Below are 14,621 nucleotides of genomic sequence, written 5' to 3'. Positions count from 1 at the left end.
CATCAAAAGCCATCATTTCCGCTAGTCCCATTGGACGATGTTGCCCCTCGCCGAACCCGTTTGAATAGGCCCTACATAAAGTCTCCCCCGGCACCAGCCGAAGGGCGACACCGCCTGAGAAAAACGAGGAGTGCATCCATGGATATCCGTGGTCTGGGTTACGTCACCCTGCTGTCCAGCGACCTGGCGCAATGGCGCCACTACGCAAGCCAGGTGTTGGGCATGATGGTCAGCGGCGATGATGAGCGTCTGTACCTGAAAATGGACGAACGTCATTACCGCATCCTCGTGCAGAAGAATGCCGAAAACAGCTTCGGTGCCTGCGGCTGGGAAGTGGCCGGCAAGGCGGCGCTGGAACAGGCGGTCAGCGAGTTGCAACAGGCCGACGTGCAAGTGACCCGTGGCACAGCGGCCGAGGCCGAGCTGCGCAAGGTCCAGGAGTTGGTGCACTTCAGCGACCCGGATGGCAATCGCCACGAAATTTTCTGGGGCCCGCTGCAGGACTTCGCCCGTTTCGTTTCGCCGGTTGGCGTCAAAGGGTTCGTTACCAACGACCTCGGCATGGGCCACGTTGTATTGCCAGCCCCGGCCTTCGAACGCTGCCGCGATTTCTACGAACAGGTGATGGGTTTCGGCCTGTCGGACCTGATGAAAGTCCGCTTCACCCCGGACCCGGCCGAGCCGCAAAAACGCATCCACTTCCTGCACTGCAACAACGGCCGCCACCACTCGCTGGCGATTTTCGAGTGCCCGATGCCCCACGGTTGCGTGCACATGATGGTCGAGGTCAACGCGCTGGACGAAGTCGGCCGCGCCCTGGACCGCGTCCACGCCAATGGCGTGAAGCTGTCGGCCACCCTCGGCCAGCACACCAACGACCAGATGATTTCTTTCTATATCAAGACCCCGTCCGGGTTTGACCTGGAGTACGGCTGCGATGGCCTGGTGGTCGACTGGGATCGCCACACGCCGTTCGAAAGCACCTTGGTCAGCCACTGGGGCCACGACTTCAGTGTCGGTCGCCAATGAGGAACAAGACGATGGACAAGCAAATGAGCACCGCCGAGATCGTCGGCCAACTGCGTGACGGCATGACCATCGGTATCGGTGGCTGGGGTCCGCGTCGCAAGCCAATGGCGCTGGTGCGCGAGATTCTGCGCTCGGACCTCAAGGACCTGACCGTGGTCGCCTACGGTGGTGCCGATGTCGGCATGCTCTGTGCCGCCGGCAAGATCAAGAAACTGATATTCGCCTTCGTGTCCCTGGATTTCATTCCGCTGGAGCCGTACTTCCGCAAGGCGCGCCAGGAAGCGGCGCTGGAAGTGATGGAGATCGATGAAGGCATGCTGCTGCTCGGCCTGCGGGCGGCGGCGATGAATGTGCCGTTCATTCCGACCGCCGTGGGCCTGGGCACTGACGTGCTGCGCCACAACCGCCAGATCAAGTTGATTGCCTCGCCGTACGCCGATGGCAAGGACTGGGTGGCCATGCCGGCGCTCAAGCTCGACGCGGCGCTGGTGCATGTCGACCGCGCCGACAAACGCGGCGTGTGCCAGATCAGCGGTCCGGATCACTACATGGACGACCTGTTCGTACGTGCCGCGACCCACAGCTACGTAACCTGCGATGAGCTGGTCGACAGCGACTACTTCCATCAGGACAGCGCCCATGCCCATCAAGTGTTCTGGGAACGCAACCTGACCACCGCCGTGGCTCACGTGCCGGGCGGGGCGCATCCGTCGTCCTGCGCGCCGCTGTACGGTTTCGATGTCGCGCACTTCAAGGCCTACAACGCCACGGTCCAGGCGGCCGATGGCTGGCAGGGCTATGTCCGCGACTACGTCGACTGCACCCACGAACAGTATCTGGAAAAGGTTGGCGGCCTGGCTGCGATCCGTGAACTGCCGTTGCCGATTTTCTAAGGAGCCTTTCGATGAGCACTATTGATTACAGCCTCGCTGAGTTGATGATCTGCGCGGCCTGCGACGCCTGGCGCGAAGACGGCGAAGTATTGGCCTCTGGCATCGGCGTGATCCCGCGTCTGGCCGCGTCCTTGGCCATGCTGACCAGCAACCCGCGACTGCTGATGACCGATTCCGAAGCCTACATGGTTGCCGAGCCGGTGCCGTTGGGCGCACGTAAAGGCTACGAACCAAAGCGCGACAGCTGGATGGGTTTCTCGCGGATTTTCGACAACGTCTGGGGCGGCAAGCGCCATGCCCTGGTCGGCCCGACCCAGATCGACCGTTACGGTCAGGCCAACATTTCCTGCATCGGCGACTACGCCAAACCCAAGGCGCAGATGCTCGGTGTGCGCGGTTTTCCCGGCAACTCGATCAGTCACGCCAACTCGTTTTGCGTGCCGAGCCATAACCGTCGGGTGTTCGTCGAAGGCGAGGTCGATATGGTCGCCTCGGTCGGCTACAACCCGGCCCGTCTGGCGCGGGGCTGGTCGCTGGATGACATCGACATCCGCCTGATCATCACCGACCTCTGCGTCCTGGACTTCCAGGGCCCGCAGCGGCAGATGCGCATCCGTTCGCTGCACCCCGGCGTAACAGCGGCGCAGGTCCAGGACAACACCGGCTTTGAACTGCACGTGCCGGACGCCTGCCCGATCACGGCAGCACCGACGGCCGAGCAGTTGCAGCTGATCCAGCGTCTGGACCCGCACAACCTGCGCGCCCTGCAACTCAAAGACAACCCGCCAGGCCAACGCTGAGCAACGCGTTGCGGAGAAAAGTGATGGCTGAAGATAACGATAACAATCAGGCCGAGGTGGTGCTGTACGAGGTGCGTGGCGCGGTGGCCCTGGTCACCATGAACCGCCCCGAGTTCCACAACGCGCAGAACTCGCAGATGACCTATGCGCTGGACGCGGCGTTTCGCCGGGCCTGCGATGACGATGAAGTGAAGGTCATTGTGCTGCGTGGCGCCGGCAAGCATTTCTCCGCCGGGCATGACATCGGTACCCCGGGCCGCGACGTCGACAAGACCTTCGACCGCGCCAGCCTGTGGTACGACCATGTAAACAAACCGGGCGGCGAGTTTCTCTATGCCCGGGAGCATGAAGTTTATCTGGGCATGTGCCGCCGCTGGCGCGAAATCCCTAAGCCGACGATCGCCATGGTCCAGGGCGCGTGCATTGCCGGTGGGCTGATGCTGGCTTGGGTCTGCGACCTGATCGTCGCCAGCGAGGATGCCTACTTCGCCGATCCAGTGGTGCGCATGGGCATTCCCGGGGTCGAGTATTTCGCCCATGTGCATGAACTCAATCCGCGTATCGCCAAGGAATTCCTGTTCCTTGGCGAGCGCATGCCGGCACCGCGTGCCTATCAGATGGGCATGCTCAACCGGGTAGTCGCTCGCGACGAGCTGGAGCAACAGACCCTGGACATCGCCGGGCGCATCGCCCAGATGCCGCGCCTGGGCCTGCAACTGAGCAAGCAAGCGGTGAACAACGCCGAAGACCTGATGGGCAAGCGCGCGACCATGGACATGGTGTTCGGCCTGCATCACTTCGCCCATGCCCACAATGAACTGGTGTCCGGCGACCGTCTCGGCGGCTATGACGCCAAGGCCATGGCCAGTTCCCAGCGCAAAACGGGCGAGGCGTGAACATGGCAATCTCGTTGAATACCCGTTTGACTGACCTGCTCGGTTGCCGCTACCCGATCATCCAGACCGCCATGGGGTGGGTCGCCGACCCGAAACTGGTGGCGGCCACGGGCAATGCCGGTGGCTTCGGTTTTCTCGCCGGGGCGACCATCGAACCGCAGCAGATGGAAGCGGCGATTATCGAAACCCGACGCCTGACCGATCAGCCGTTCGGGGTTAATTTCCACATGTACCAGGCCAATGCCGGCGAGATCGTCGAGCTGGTGTTGCGCCACCAAGTCCGGGCGGTCAGCTACAGCCGTTCGCCGGGCAAGCAAATGATCAGCCGCCTGAAGGATGCCGGGGTGGTGTGTATTCCTACCGTGGGCGCGCTCAAGCATGCGCAGAAAGCCGTGGAAATGGGCGCCGATGCGGTAACCGTGCAGGGCGGCGAGGGGGGTGGTCACACCGGGTCCGTGCCGACTTCGTTGTTGCTCGATCAAGTGGTCAATGCCGTGTCGGTGCCCGTGGTGGCGGCCGGTGGTTTCAAGGATGGCAAGGGGCTGGTCTCGGCCTTGGCCTATGGCGCGGAAGGCATCGCCATGGGCACGCGTTTCCTGATGTGCGCCGACAGCCCGGTGCCCCAGGCGACCCTGGCCCGATACCTGGCGGTCAAGGACCCGGCGGCGATCATCATCAGCCGCGCCATCGACGGCATGCCGCAACGGATGATCCGCAACGAATTGCTCAACCAGCTGGAAAACAGCGGCGGCCTCAAGCGTCTGTTGCTGGCCTTGCAAAGTGGCCTGGCCTACCGCCGCCACACCGGCATGAGCCTGACCCAGTTGCTCACCAGCGCGCTGAAGATGCGCGGTGCCGGAGAGTTGACCGCCGCGCAAAGCATCATGGCCGCCAACGCACCGATGGTGATCCAGAAAGCCATGGTCGACGGGCAACCGGCCGCGGGCGTGTTGCCCGCCGGACAGATCGCCGCCTCCATCGACAGCTTGCCCAGCTGCGCCCAATTGATTGAACAGATCGTCCGCGACGCCGAAACGCGCCTGGGCGAGCTGTGCCGCCGTGTATCGTGAAGGGGAAAGGCATGAAACCATTTAGCGTGAGTATTGATAGCGGCATTGCAGAATTGGTGTTCGACCGGCCACCGGTCAATGCCTTCAGCAGTCAGGGCTGGGCCGATATCGCCAGCGAGATCGAGGGCCTGGGCCGCAACAGCGACGTGCGGGTGATCGTGATCCGTGCCGAAGGCCGGGGTTTCTGCGCCGGGGTCGACATCAAGGAACTGGCCGCCGACGGCAACCTGATCGTCGCGGTGAACAAGGGCAACTACGACAGCTTCAAGGCCATTCACCGCAACCCGAAACCGGTGATCGTGGCCGTGCACGGCTTCGTATTGGGCGGCGGCATCGGCATCTGCGGCGCCGCCGACATCATTGTCGCGTCCGAGTGCGCCACCTTCGGCGTGCCGGAAGTGGATCGCGGGGCCATGGGCGGCGGTGCGCATTTGCAGCGCCTGTTCCCGGTGCAGAAAGTCCGCCACATGTACTTCACCGGCGAGGCCATCGACGCCGCCGAGGCTTACCGCCTGGGTGCGGTGGAGCGGGTGGTCAAGCGCGAAGACCTGCGTGAAGCCGCGTTGCAGATCGCCCGCACCATCGCCGCCAAGAGCCCCGGCATGATCAGCCTGGCCAAGGAGGCGTTGAGCGGCATCGAAGACGGCAATCTGGAAGACAAATACCGCTGGGAGCAGGGCTTCACCCTCGAAGCCTACCGCTCACTGGACTCTCAGGAAGCACGCGACTCGTTCGTCGAGAAACGCGATGCCCGATTCAACGGCTGAAGGCATATCCATGGACCTGACCTATACCCCGGCCCAGCAGGCTTTTCGTGCCGAGGCACGGACCTGGCTGGCGGCCAATGTACCGAGTGAACCGCTGCAATCGTTCGACACCGAACAGGGCTTTGCCGAGCACCGCGCCTGGGAAGCCAGGCTCAATGAAGGCCGTTGGGGCATGGTCACCTGGCCGACCGAACTTGGCGGGCGCGGCTGCGACCTGATCGAGTGGCTGATTTTCGAAGAGGAATACTACCGCTCCGGAGCGCCGGCACGGGTCAACCAGAACGGCATCTTCCTGCTCGGCCCGACCCTGATGGAGTACGGCAGCGCTGAACAAAAGGCACGCTTTCTGCCGCGCATGGCCACCGGCGAAGACATCTGGGCCCAGGCCTGGTCCGAGCCGGGCGCCGGTTCCGACATGGCGGCGATCCGTTCCAAGGCAGAGCGGGTGGGCGATCACTACGTGATCAATGGCCAGAAGACCTGGTCGACCCGCGCGGTGTGGGCCGATTGGGCGTTCGGCATTTTCCGGACCGACTCGCAGTCCCAGCGTCACCACGGGCTGACCTTCATCCTGCTGCCGCTGGACACGCCGGGCATTACCGTGCGGCCGATTCCGCAGCTCAACGGCTTGCCGGGTTTCGCCGAAATTTTCTTCGACGACGTCAAGGTGCCGGTGGAAAACGCCCTCGGTGGCGAAGGCATGGGCTGGCACGTGGCGATGTCCACTGCCGGGTTCGAGCGTGGTTTGTTGCTGCGTTCTCCGGCGCGCTTCCAGGAAACCGCCAAGCGCCTGGTGCAGTTGTACCTGGCCAATCGTGAGCAGGCCGACCGCGACCCGGCCATCGTTGAAGCGGTGATGCGCGCCTGGCTCGATGCCGAGGCCTACACCCTGAGCACCTACATGACCGCTTCGCAACTGGTGCAGGGCGGCAAGATCGGCCCGGAGTCGTCGACCAACAAGATCTTCTGGTCCGAACTCGACCAGCGCATGCACGACACCGCCATGAGCATTCTTGGCCTGCGCGGCGAACTGCTGCCGCAAGCCCCGGCCGCCGGTGACGTCGGCCATTGGCTGGAAGGTTTCCTGTTTGCCCAGGCCGGGCCGATCTACGCCGGCACCAACGAGATCCAGCGCAACATCATTGCCGAACGCATGCTCGGCATGCCGCGTGCCTGAGGAATAGACCATGGACTTTAGTTTCAGCCGCGACCAACTGCTGTTTCAGGACAACGTCCGCAGCTTTCTGATCAACGAAGTCACCCCGGAACGCATCCGCGAACTGTGGCAGAGCGACAGCGGGCGCAGTGATCAGCTCTGGGCGCAATTGGTGGAACTGGGCCTGACCGCCCTGACCGTGCCCGAGGCGCAGGACGGCATGGGCATGAATGAGCTGGACGTCGTGCTGATCGCCCAGGAATGCGGTTACGCCGGGCTGCCCGAACCGCTGGTGGACACCATGCTGATCGGCGTACCGATGCTCGCCGCTCTCGATGAGCAACACGCGCCACTCAAACAAAAATGGCTGTCGCGAGTGGCCGAGGGCCGTGCGCGTCTCGCGGTTGCCGAGCCGGGTAATCCCCTGGTCAGCGATGCCCATGTCGCCGATCTGCTGTTGCTGGCCCATGGCGATGAGGTGCATGCGCTGGAGCGTGATGCCGTGCGCCTGACCCGCAACGAGTCGGTCGATCCGAGCCGTCAATTGTTCCAGGTCGAGTGGACGCCAACTCCCGCCACTTGCGTTGCCTGCGGTGAGCAGGGCCGACGCTTGTGGACGGCCACGTTCAACCGTGGCGCCCTCGCCAGTGCCGCGCAATTGCTCGGGCTGGCCAAACGCATGGTTGACCTGGCGGTGGACTACACCTTCGAGCGCAAACAGTTCGGCAAACCGGTGGGTTCGTTCCAGGCGGTCAAGCACTTGATGGCCAACGTCGCGGTGCAGATCGAGTTCGCCAAAGGCCCGTTGTACCGCGCCGCGTATGCGTTGGCCGAGCAACAACCGGGACAGGACGTGCAGGTGTCCCACGCCAAGCTGGCAACGGCGGAAGCGGCCATGCTCGCGGCGAAGAACAGCATCCAGGCCCATGGCGCCATGGGGTACACCTGGGAAGTCGACCTGCACCTGTTCATGAAGCGCGCCTGGGCGCTGGACAAGGTCTGGGGTGATCGCGGGTATCACAAAGGGCGAATTCGCGCGGCGCTGTTTGACGGCAAGCTCGCGCTGGGAGCGGGTAGTACGTTCTAACCAGTCATTAAGGGTGACTACATCCCTGTGGGAGCGAGCCTGCTCGCGAAGAGGCCGGCACATTCACTATTCATGTTGCCTGATACACCGCCTTCGCGAGCAGGCTCGCTCCCACAGGATTTTCGGCACTTTCAATACCAGATTTCAATTTCTTCACCGAGGTAGACCATGCCTGAAGCTTATATCGTCGACGCCCTGCGTACGCCCACCGGGCGGCGCAAGGGTGGTCTGAGCCAGATCCACGCCGCCGACCTGGGCGCCCATGTGTTGCGCGCGCTGGTCGAGCGCAACGCCATTCCCGACGAGGATTACGACGACGTGATCTTCGGCTGTGTCGATACCATCGGCCCGCTGGCCGGTGACATCGCCCGCACCAGTTGGCTGGCGGCCGGCCTGTCGCAAGCGGTGCCGGGCACCACCATCGATCGCCAGTGCGGTTCGTCCCAGCAAGCGGTGCACTTCGCCGCCCAGGCGGTGATGAGCGGCACTCAGGACGTGGTCGTCGCCGGTGGTGTACAAACCATGACCCAGATCCCGATTTCCTCGGCGATGATCGCTGCCGAGCCCCTGGGCTTCACCGATCCGTTCAGCGGTTCTGAAGGCTGGGTGCGGCGCTATGGCGCGCAACCGCCGACCCAGTTCCGTTCGGCGCAGATGATTGCCGAAAAGTGGGGCTTGTCCCGGGCCCAGCTTGAAGCCTATTCGCTGGAGTCCCATCGACGTGCCTTGCAGGCCATCGAGCAAGGCCGTTTCAACCGCGAGATCGTGCCACTGGCCGGAGTGATGCATGACGAAACCCCGCGCCAGACCAGTCTGGAAAAAATGGCGGAGCTGGAATTCCTGTTCGGCTGTGACCGGGTGACCGCCGCGGTGTCGAGCCAGACCTGCGACGCGGCCAGCGCGATGCTGATCGTCTCGGAGGCGGCGCTCAAGCGTTACGGCCTGACGCCACGGGCACGCATTCATCACCTGAGCGTGCGCGCCGAAGACCCGATCTGGATGCTCACCGCGCCGATCCCGGCTACCGCTTACGCACTCAAGCGCGCCGGCATGAAGCTCGAAGACATCGACCGGGTGGAGATCAATGAAGCCTTCGCCTCGGTGGCCATGGCCTGGCTCAAAGAGACTGGCTATCCCCATGAACAGACCAACGTCAACGGCGGCGCGATTGCCCTTGGTCACCCATTGGGCGCCACCGGCACCCGCTTGATGTGCACCTTGCTGCATGAACTGGAACGCAGCGGCGGTCGCTTCGGTATGCAGACCATGTGCGAAGGCGGCGGGCAGGCCAATGTGACGATTATCGAACGTTTGTAACCCAGGATGCACACCGAGCCTGTGGGCGCGAGCCTGCTCGCGATGGGCTCAAGAACGACGCGGTTATCCAGATACCCCCGCGTATTCGTTAACGACCATCGCGAGCAGGCTCGCTCCTACAGGGGATTGTGTCGACCCGTGATGAATTTGAAGGATGTAGAACATGAAAACCTGTGAAAACCGCGTGGTGATCATCACCGGTGCCGGCGGTGGTCTGGGCCGCGCCTACGCGCTGGCTTTCGCCGCCGAAGGCGCGAAAGTGGTGGTCAACGACATCAACCGCGAAGCGGCGCTGGCCGTGGTCGGTGAAATCCTCGGCCAGGGCGGCAGTGCCGTGGCCAACAGCGACGACATCACCCGCTATGACTCGGCGGGGCTGATCGTGCGCCAGGCCATCGAAACCTTCGGCGACCTGAACGTGGTGGTCAACAATGCCGGCATCTGCCGCGACCGCATGTTCGCCAGCCTCAGCGAAGCCGACTGGGATGCCGTGGTGGCCGTGCACCTCAAGGGCCACTTCTGCATTTCCAGCCACGCCGTGAAGTACTGGCGCGAGCAGGCCAAGGGCGGCGCCAAGGTCGATGCGCGGATCATCAACACCAGTTCCGGCGCCGGGTTGCAGGGTTCCATTGGTCAGTCCAACTACGCGGCGGCCAAGGGCGGTATTGCCTCGCTGACGTTGGTGCAGGCGGCTGAACTGCGCCGTTACGGGATCACCGCCAACGCCTTGGCACCGGCCGCGCGCACCGGGATGACCGAGCAAGTGTTCGCCGACACCATGAAAAAGCCTGAAGAGGGCTTCGATTACTTCGCCCCGGAAAACGTCGCGCCGCTGGTGGTGTGGTTGGGCTCCGAGGCTTCCGCCGAGGTGACCGGGCAGATGTTCGAAGTCGAGGGCGGCAAGTTGTCCATTGCCGACGGCTGGCGTCGTGGCCCGCAACTGGATCGCCAGGGCCGTTGGGCAGTAGGTGAGATGGGCGAAGCCGTCGCACAGCTGGTGGCTCAGGCCGTTCCGGCGGCGAAGGTTTACGGCAGCTAAAAAAGTCCGGTCCGGGGAGGGGCGTGCATGGCTATAATCGGCCCACGTTCCAAAACCGATCACCTGTGGGAGCGAGCCTGCTCGCGATGGACGTTAACGATAACGCGTTGATTCTGGATAAACGCGTTGCGCTTGAGTCCATCGCGAGCAAGCTCGCTCCTACAGGTGGCCGACGTTTCCCTCCAGTCACCACACGAGACCTGTCATGACCATTTCCCTGTACGACGCTTCCATCCCTGTTTTCCAGCAAATGCTCAACGCCCTGAGCGATGTACTGAAGAAGGCCGAAGCCCACGCCACCGAAAAAAACATCGACCCTAACGCCTTCCTGCAAGCGCGCCTGTTCCCGGACATGTTCCCGCTGGTGCGTCAGGTGCAGATCGCCGTTGATTTCGCCAAAGGCATTTCTTCGCGTCTGGCCGAAGTCGAACTGCCGAAGTACGACGACACTGAAACCACCTTCGCCGAGCTGCAAGCACTGATCGCCAAGGTTCTGGCCTATATCGGCGAGTTCACGCCAGAGCAGATCAACGGCAAGGAAGGCATCGAGATCGTCACCCGTCCGGGCACGCCTAAAGAGAAGCGCTTCAGCGGCCAGTCCTACCTGCTGACCTACGGCCTGCCGCAGTTCTTCTTCCACGTCACCACCACTTACGCACTGCTGCGCCACAACGGCGTGGAAGTGGGCAAGCGCGACTACATGGGCGCGTTCTAAACCGGCCAGGTACTTGTAGGAGCGAGCTTGCTCGCGATGAGCCAGAGAACGCCGCGGGGTGTCAGGCTGCCAGCGTTATCGTTAACGTCCATCGCGAGCAAGCTCGCTCCTACAGCGGGTGAGTGTCAGGCCAGACGTTCGGCTTTCTGCTCTTCACCCAGGCAAGCCGCCGCGGTGAACAGCACGTCGGTGGAGGAGTTCAGCGCGGTTTCCGCCGAGTCCTGCAACACGCCGATGATGAAACCGACCGCCACCACCTGCATGGCGATTTCGCTCGGGATGCCGAACAGGCTGCACGCCAGCGGAATCAGCAACAGCGAGCCACCGGCCACGCCCGAGGCGCCGCAAGCGCAGATCGCCGCGACAACGCTCAACAGGATCGCGGTGGGGATGTCCACGGCGATACCGAGGGTGTGCACCGCCGCCAGGGTCAGCACGGTGATGGTGATTGCCGCGCCGGCCATGTTGATGGTCGCACCCAGCGGGATCGATACCGAGTAGGTGTCTTCGTGCAGGCCCAGTCGCTTGCTCAACTCCAGGTTGACCGGAATGTTCGCTGCCGAGCTGCGGGTGAAGAACGCCGTGATGCCGCTTTCGCGCAGGCAGGTGAGCACCAGCGGGTACGGGTTGCGGCGCAGTTTCCAGAACACGATGAGCGGGTTCATCACCAGTGCCACGAACAGCATGCAGCCCAGCAGCACGGCCAGCAGGTGCGCGTAACCGATCAAGGCGCCGAAACCGGAAGTGGCCAGGGTCGAGGCCACCAGGCCGAAGATGCCTAGCGGTGCGAAGCGAATCACCACTCGCACGATCACGGTCACACCGTTGGACAGGTCGCCCAGTACTTCACGGGTGGTGTTGCCAGCATGGCGAATGGCAATGCCCATACCGATGGCCCAGGCCAGGATGCCGATGAAGTTGGCGTTCATCAAGGCACTGACCGGGTTGTCGACCACGCTCAGCAACAGGCTTTGCAACACTTCGCCAATCCCGCCTGGCGCTGTGACCGCAACGTCCTGGGTCGACAGCACCAGGTTCGACGGGAACGTCATGCTGGCAACCACCGCGACTACGGCCGCGGCGAAAGTACCCAGCAGATACAGGAACAGAATCGGCCGGATATGGGTTTCCTGACCGTGCTTGTGGTTGGCAATCGACGCCATGACCAGCACGAACACCAGAATCGGCGCGACGGCTTTGAGTGCCGAGACAAACACTTTGCCGATGAACGCCGTGGACTTCGCCATGTCGGGGGCAATCAGCGCCAGGGCAATACCGGCGATCAGGCCGATCACGATCTGTGTGACCAGGCTCAAGCGTTTAAGGCGTTGCAATAGAGAAGGGGATGAAACAGTCATAAAACGGCATCTCTGAATTTTTATAAGTGCATGGTTTCGTCGCAGTTGCAGCAACAAGCAGGGCAGGCCGCAGACGGGAAACCGAGAGGGGAACACAGGGTGTAGAACGCCGCATTCCTTGTGGGAGCAGGTTTTGCCCCTTAAATGATCGGCATTGATCACAGGGTGTACGTTTTTCAGGGCGCGAACTTTATCACAGCGCAGGAACGATCTTTCAGACCTGTGACGAACTGCCACCCTGGCATTCAACGCGAATTGCAGGTTCGTGCAACCGCATCCGAAAACACTCTGTTAATATTCGCCATCCTCATTTTCATGTCTGCCAGTGGGCCTTCGGGCTATCGCTGGTGTTTTCGTTTTCTGGAGTTTTGCATGCTGTTGCCCATTCTTCTGTTGTCCGCCGCCGGCTTCACGGTGCTGACCACGGAGTTCATCATCGTTGGCCTGTTGCCAGCCATCGCCCGGGACCTGGAGGTCAGCATCCCGCAGGCCGGTTTGCTGGTGACCCTGTTCGCCTTCACCGTGGCCGCGTTCGGGCCGTTCCTGACGGCGTATTTCGCCCGCTTCGAGCGCCGCAAGCTGTTCATCTCGGTGCTGATCATGTTTGGCCTGGCCAACACGCTCGCGGCGCTGGCGCCGAATATCTGGGTGATGGCGTTCGCCCGCTTGATCCCGGCGCTGGGGCTGCCGGTGTTCTGGGCCTTGGCCAGCGAAACGGCGGTGGACATCGTTGGGCCGGATTACGCCGGTCGCGCCATCGCCAAGATCGGCTTCGGCATCGTCTGCGCCACGGTGTTTGGCATTCCCGTAGGCACGCTGATTTCCGATGCATTCGGCTGGCGCAGCGCCTTCGCGATTCTGGCGGTCATCGCCTTTGCCAAGGCGTTGTTGCTGTTTATCTATCTGCCCAGGACCAACCTGCACCAGCATCAGGTGAGCTTTCGCTCGCAGTTCAAGATCCTGCGCAGTCCGCTTATGCTCGGTCATGTGCTGCTGTCAGTGATTGTGTTCAGCGGCATGTTCACCGCCTACACCTATCTGGCGGACATTCTCGAGCGGCTGGCCGGCTTCAACGGCACCGTGGTCGGCTGGTGCTTGATGGGCTTTGGCGCGGTGGGGTTGATCGGCAACTCCCTGGGCGGCCGGGCGGTGGATCGTCATCCGCTGATGGCGTCGATGATGTTCTGTGCATTCATGATTGCCGGCCTGGTGGCGCTGGTGCCGAACATCCATTCGCCCCTCGGTCTGGCGGCGGCGATGGGCATCTGGGGTGTGACCCAGGCAGCGTTGTTCCTGGTCAGCCATGTGCGCCTGATGAAAGCAGCGCCCGAAGCGCCGGCCTTCGCCGCGTCGCTGAACATTGCCGGGGCCAACCTCGGTATTGGCTTGGGCGCGATGATCGGTGGTCGGGTGATCGACAGCGTCGGTCTGCAAGGCCTTGGCTTTGCAGCCGCCGCTTTCATTCTGGCGTCGATCCTGCTGGCCATCGCCCTGATGACCCTCAAGCCGCGCGAAGAAATCACAGCGCTGTAAACAGCTCGCGTCGGGCACCTTCGGTAATGGCGACTATGCCGGGGTGCTTGACCTTGCGTTCCACTGAGATGGCATAGAACGACTCGCTCACCGCGTCGGTCTGGCCAATCACCTCCACGCCATATTGGCGTTGCACTTCATCGGCAATCACGCTCGGGCCGATGAAGATCCCGCTGCCGGATTGGCCGAAGGCCTGCATCAGAGCGCTGTCGTCGAACTCACCGACAATTCTTGGCTGGATTTGCTGCTCGGCGAACCAGCGTTGCAAACGGCTGCGCACCACGGTTTCCGGGCCGGGAATCAGCAGCGGCGCACCGTGCAGATTGCGCGGAAAGTCGCGACCGTAACGGGCCGCCAGCTCAGGGGTGGCGAAGAAGCTGATCCCGCACTCACCGAGTTTCTGGCTGTAGCCCTTGATGTCCAGGTGCGACGGCATCGGGCTGTCGGATATCACCAGGTCCAGGCGCTGGATCGCCAGGTCGGCCAACAAACGTTCAAGCTTGTCTTCGCGGCACGTGATGCGCAGCGGTTCGCTCAGTTCCATGGTCGGTGCGATCAGGCGATAGACAATGGACTTGGGCACTACGTCGGCCACACCGACGCGAAACAGGATCTGCTGTTCATTGGGCTGTGCCCGCAGCATCAGTTCCAGTTCGCCACCCAGCTGAAACATTTGTTCGGCGTAGGGCAGGGCCTGGCGGCCGGCCTCGGTCAGTTCGAGTTGACGTCCCACGCGCTGAAACAACTCGATGCCAAAAGTCTGTTCCAGTAATGAAATCTGCCCGCTGATGGTTTGTGGCGTGAGATTGAGCTGCTCGCAGGCGCGCACGATGCTGCCGGTTTTGGCCACCACCCAGAAGTAATGCAATTGTCGATAATTGAGCATGGCGATCTATAGTTCGTAAAAACCGAAGTATAACCGCTGAAAATACGAATTTTCCTGAAGTGTTTGCTTCCCTAG

14 protein-coding genes are annotated in these 14,621 nt (G+C 62.4%); 12 read left to right on the top strand and 2 right to left on the bottom strand.

Features of this window, described 5'->3' with window-relative positions; translation table 11 throughout:
* The first annotated feature begins 138 nt into the window (after positions 1–138).
* The 11 genes from AC3ITA_RS19030 to AC3ITA_RS18980 all read left to right on the top strand — a co-directional run bounded on the left by AC3ITA_RS19030 (position 139) and on the right by AC3ITA_RS18980 (position 10,769).
* The gene (locus AC3ITA_RS19030) at positions 139–1,029 is read left to right on the top strand and encodes a VOC family protein (RefSeq protein WP_095944348.1); all 891 of its coding nucleotides are present in this window, start codon (positions 139–141) and stop codon (positions 1,027–1,029) included.
* 11 nt (positions 1,030–1,040) lie between these two features.
* Entirely contained in the window at positions 1,041–1,922 is an 882-nt protein-coding gene (locus AC3ITA_RS19025) for a CoA transferase subunit A (RefSeq protein WP_095944349.1), read from the top strand.
* A gap of 11 nt (positions 1,923–1,933) precedes the next feature.
* Positions 1,934–2,722: a CoA-transferase subunit beta gene (locus AC3ITA_RS19020; protein WP_489278199.1), complete on the top strand. Its 789-nt coding sequence runs from the start codon at positions 1,934–1,936 to the stop codon at positions 2,720–2,722.
* 23 nt (positions 2,723–2,745) lie between these two features.
* Entirely contained in the window at positions 2,746–3,618 is an 873-nt protein-coding gene (locus AC3ITA_RS19015; RefSeq protein ID WP_095944351.1) for an enoyl-CoA hydratase, read from the top strand.
* A gap of 2 nt (positions 3,619–3,620) precedes the next feature.
* Positions 3,621–4,688 (top strand): NAD(P)H-dependent flavin oxidoreductase, encoded by a 1,068-nt coding sequence (locus AC3ITA_RS19010; protein ID WP_150673467.1) that lies wholly within the window; start codon positions 3,621–3,623, stop codon positions 4,686–4,688.
* A gap of 11 nt (positions 4,689–4,699) precedes the next feature.
* A complete protein-coding gene (locus AC3ITA_RS19005) occupies positions 4,700–5,455 on the top strand; it encodes an enoyl-CoA hydratase family protein (RefSeq protein ID WP_095944353.1) in 756 nt (251 codons plus the stop codon).
* A 10-nt stretch (positions 5,456–5,465) separates the two neighbouring features.
* Positions 5,466–6,632 carry an acyl-CoA dehydrogenase family protein gene (locus AC3ITA_RS19000; RefSeq protein WP_095944354.1) on the top strand — a complete coding sequence of 389 codons (1,167 nt, stop codon included), beginning with the start codon at positions 5,466–5,468 and terminating at the stop codon, positions 6,630–6,632.
* A 10-nt stretch (positions 6,633–6,642) separates the two neighbouring features.
* Positions 6,643–7,698 (top strand): acyl-CoA dehydrogenase family protein, encoded by a 1,056-nt coding sequence (locus tag AC3ITA_RS18995; RefSeq protein WP_095944355.1) that lies wholly within the window; start codon positions 6,643–6,645, stop codon positions 7,696–7,698.
* Positions 7,699–7,866: 168 nt separating this feature from the next.
* Positions 7,867–9,015, top strand: coding sequence for an acetyl-CoA C-acetyltransferase (locus AC3ITA_RS18990; RefSeq protein WP_150673469.1), 1,149 nt, complete (start codon positions 7,867–7,869; stop codon positions 9,013–9,015).
* A gap of 163 nt (positions 9,016–9,178) precedes the next feature.
* Positions 9,179–10,054, top strand: a complete 876-nt coding sequence (locus AC3ITA_RS18985; RefSeq protein WP_150673470.1) for an SDR family oxidoreductase — start codon at positions 9,179–9,181, stop codon at positions 10,052–10,054.
* Between the two features lie 205 nt (positions 10,055–10,259).
* On the top strand, positions 10,260–10,769 hold the full coding sequence (locus AC3ITA_RS18980) for a DUF1993 domain-containing protein (protein ID WP_095944358.1): 510 nt from the start codon (positions 10,260–10,262) through the stop codon (positions 10,767–10,769).
* Positions 10,770–10,894: 125 nt separating this feature from the next.
* Here the strand turns inward: AC3ITA_RS18980 and sstT are convergent, their stop codons facing one another.
* Positions 10,895–12,127: a serine/threonine transporter SstT gene (sstT, locus tag AC3ITA_RS18975; protein ID WP_489278198.1), complete on the bottom strand. Its 1,233-nt coding sequence runs from the start codon at positions 12,125–12,127 to the stop codon at positions 10,895–10,897.
* A gap of 372 nt (positions 12,128–12,499) precedes the next feature.
* On the opposite strand from sstT, the gene AC3ITA_RS18970 reads away from it, so the two are divergent.
* Complete coding sequence (locus AC3ITA_RS18970) at positions 12,500–13,660, top strand: MFS transporter (protein ID WP_489278197.1); 1,161 nt, start codon at positions 12,500–12,502, stop codon at positions 13,658–13,660.
* Here AC3ITA_RS18970 and nhaR read toward each other — a convergent pair.
* The gene (gene nhaR / locus AC3ITA_RS18965) at positions 13,647–14,546 is read right to left on the bottom strand and encodes a transcriptional activator NhaR (RefSeq protein ID WP_489278196.1); all 900 of its coding nucleotides are present in this window, start codon (positions 14,544–14,546) and stop codon (positions 13,647–13,649) included. The two genes, AC3ITA_RS18970 and nhaR, sit on opposite strands and share 14 nt — an antisense overlap.
* Positions 14,547–14,621 lie beyond the last annotated feature (75 nt).

Source organism: Pseudomonas sp. GL_090 (assembly GCF_057837765.1).
The sequence above is the reverse complement of the archived record's forward strand: the minus strand, read 5'-3'. Positions and strand labels throughout refer to the sequence as shown.

Coding starts and splice junctions, on each gene's coding strand:
- nhaR (WP_489278196.1), bottom strand. CDS start 14,546: ATGCTCAATTATCGACAATTGCATTACTTCTGGGTGGTGGCCAAAACC.
- AC3ITA_RS19020 (WP_489278199.1), top strand. CDS start 1,934: ATGAGCACTATTGATTACAGCCTCGCTGAGTTGATGATCTGCGCGGCC.
- AC3ITA_RS18970 (WP_489278197.1), top strand. CDS start 12,500: ATGCTGTTGCCCATTCTTCTGTTGTCCGCCGCCGGCTTCACGGTGCTG.
- AC3ITA_RS19000 (WP_095944354.1), top strand. CDS start 5,466: ATGGACCTGACCTATACCCCGGCCCAGCAGGCTTTTCGTGCCGAGGCA.
- AC3ITA_RS19010 (WP_150673467.1), top strand. CDS start 3,621: ATGGCAATCTCGTTGAATACCCGTTTGACTGACCTGCTCGGTTGCCGC.
- AC3ITA_RS19015 (WP_095944351.1), top strand. CDS start 2,746: ATGGCTGAAGATAACGATAACAATCAGGCCGAGGTGGTGCTGTACGAG.
- AC3ITA_RS19025 (WP_095944349.1), top strand. CDS start 1,041: ATGGACAAGCAAATGAGCACCGCCGAGATCGTCGGCCAACTGCGTGAC.
- AC3ITA_RS19030 (WP_095944348.1), top strand. CDS start 139: ATGGATATCCGTGGTCTGGGTTACGTCACCCTGCTGTCCAGCGACCTG.
- AC3ITA_RS19005 (WP_095944353.1), top strand. CDS start 4,700: ATGAAACCATTTAGCGTGAGTATTGATAGCGGCATTGCAGAATTGGTG.
- AC3ITA_RS18990 (WP_150673469.1), top strand. CDS start 7,867: ATGCCTGAAGCTTATATCGTCGACGCCCTGCGTACGCCCACCGGGCGG.
- AC3ITA_RS18985 (WP_150673470.1), top strand. CDS start 9,179: ATGAAAACCTGTGAAAACCGCGTGGTGATCATCACCGGTGCCGGCGGT.
- AC3ITA_RS18980 (WP_095944358.1), top strand. CDS start 10,260: ATGACCATTTCCCTGTACGACGCTTCCATCCCTGTTTTCCAGCAAATG.
- sstT (WP_489278198.1), bottom strand. CDS start 12,127: ATGACTGTTTCATCCCCTTCTCTATTGCAACGCCTTAAACGCTTGAGC.
- AC3ITA_RS18995 (WP_095944355.1), top strand. CDS start 6,643: ATGGACTTTAGTTTCAGCCGCGACCAACTGCTGTTTCAGGACAACGTC.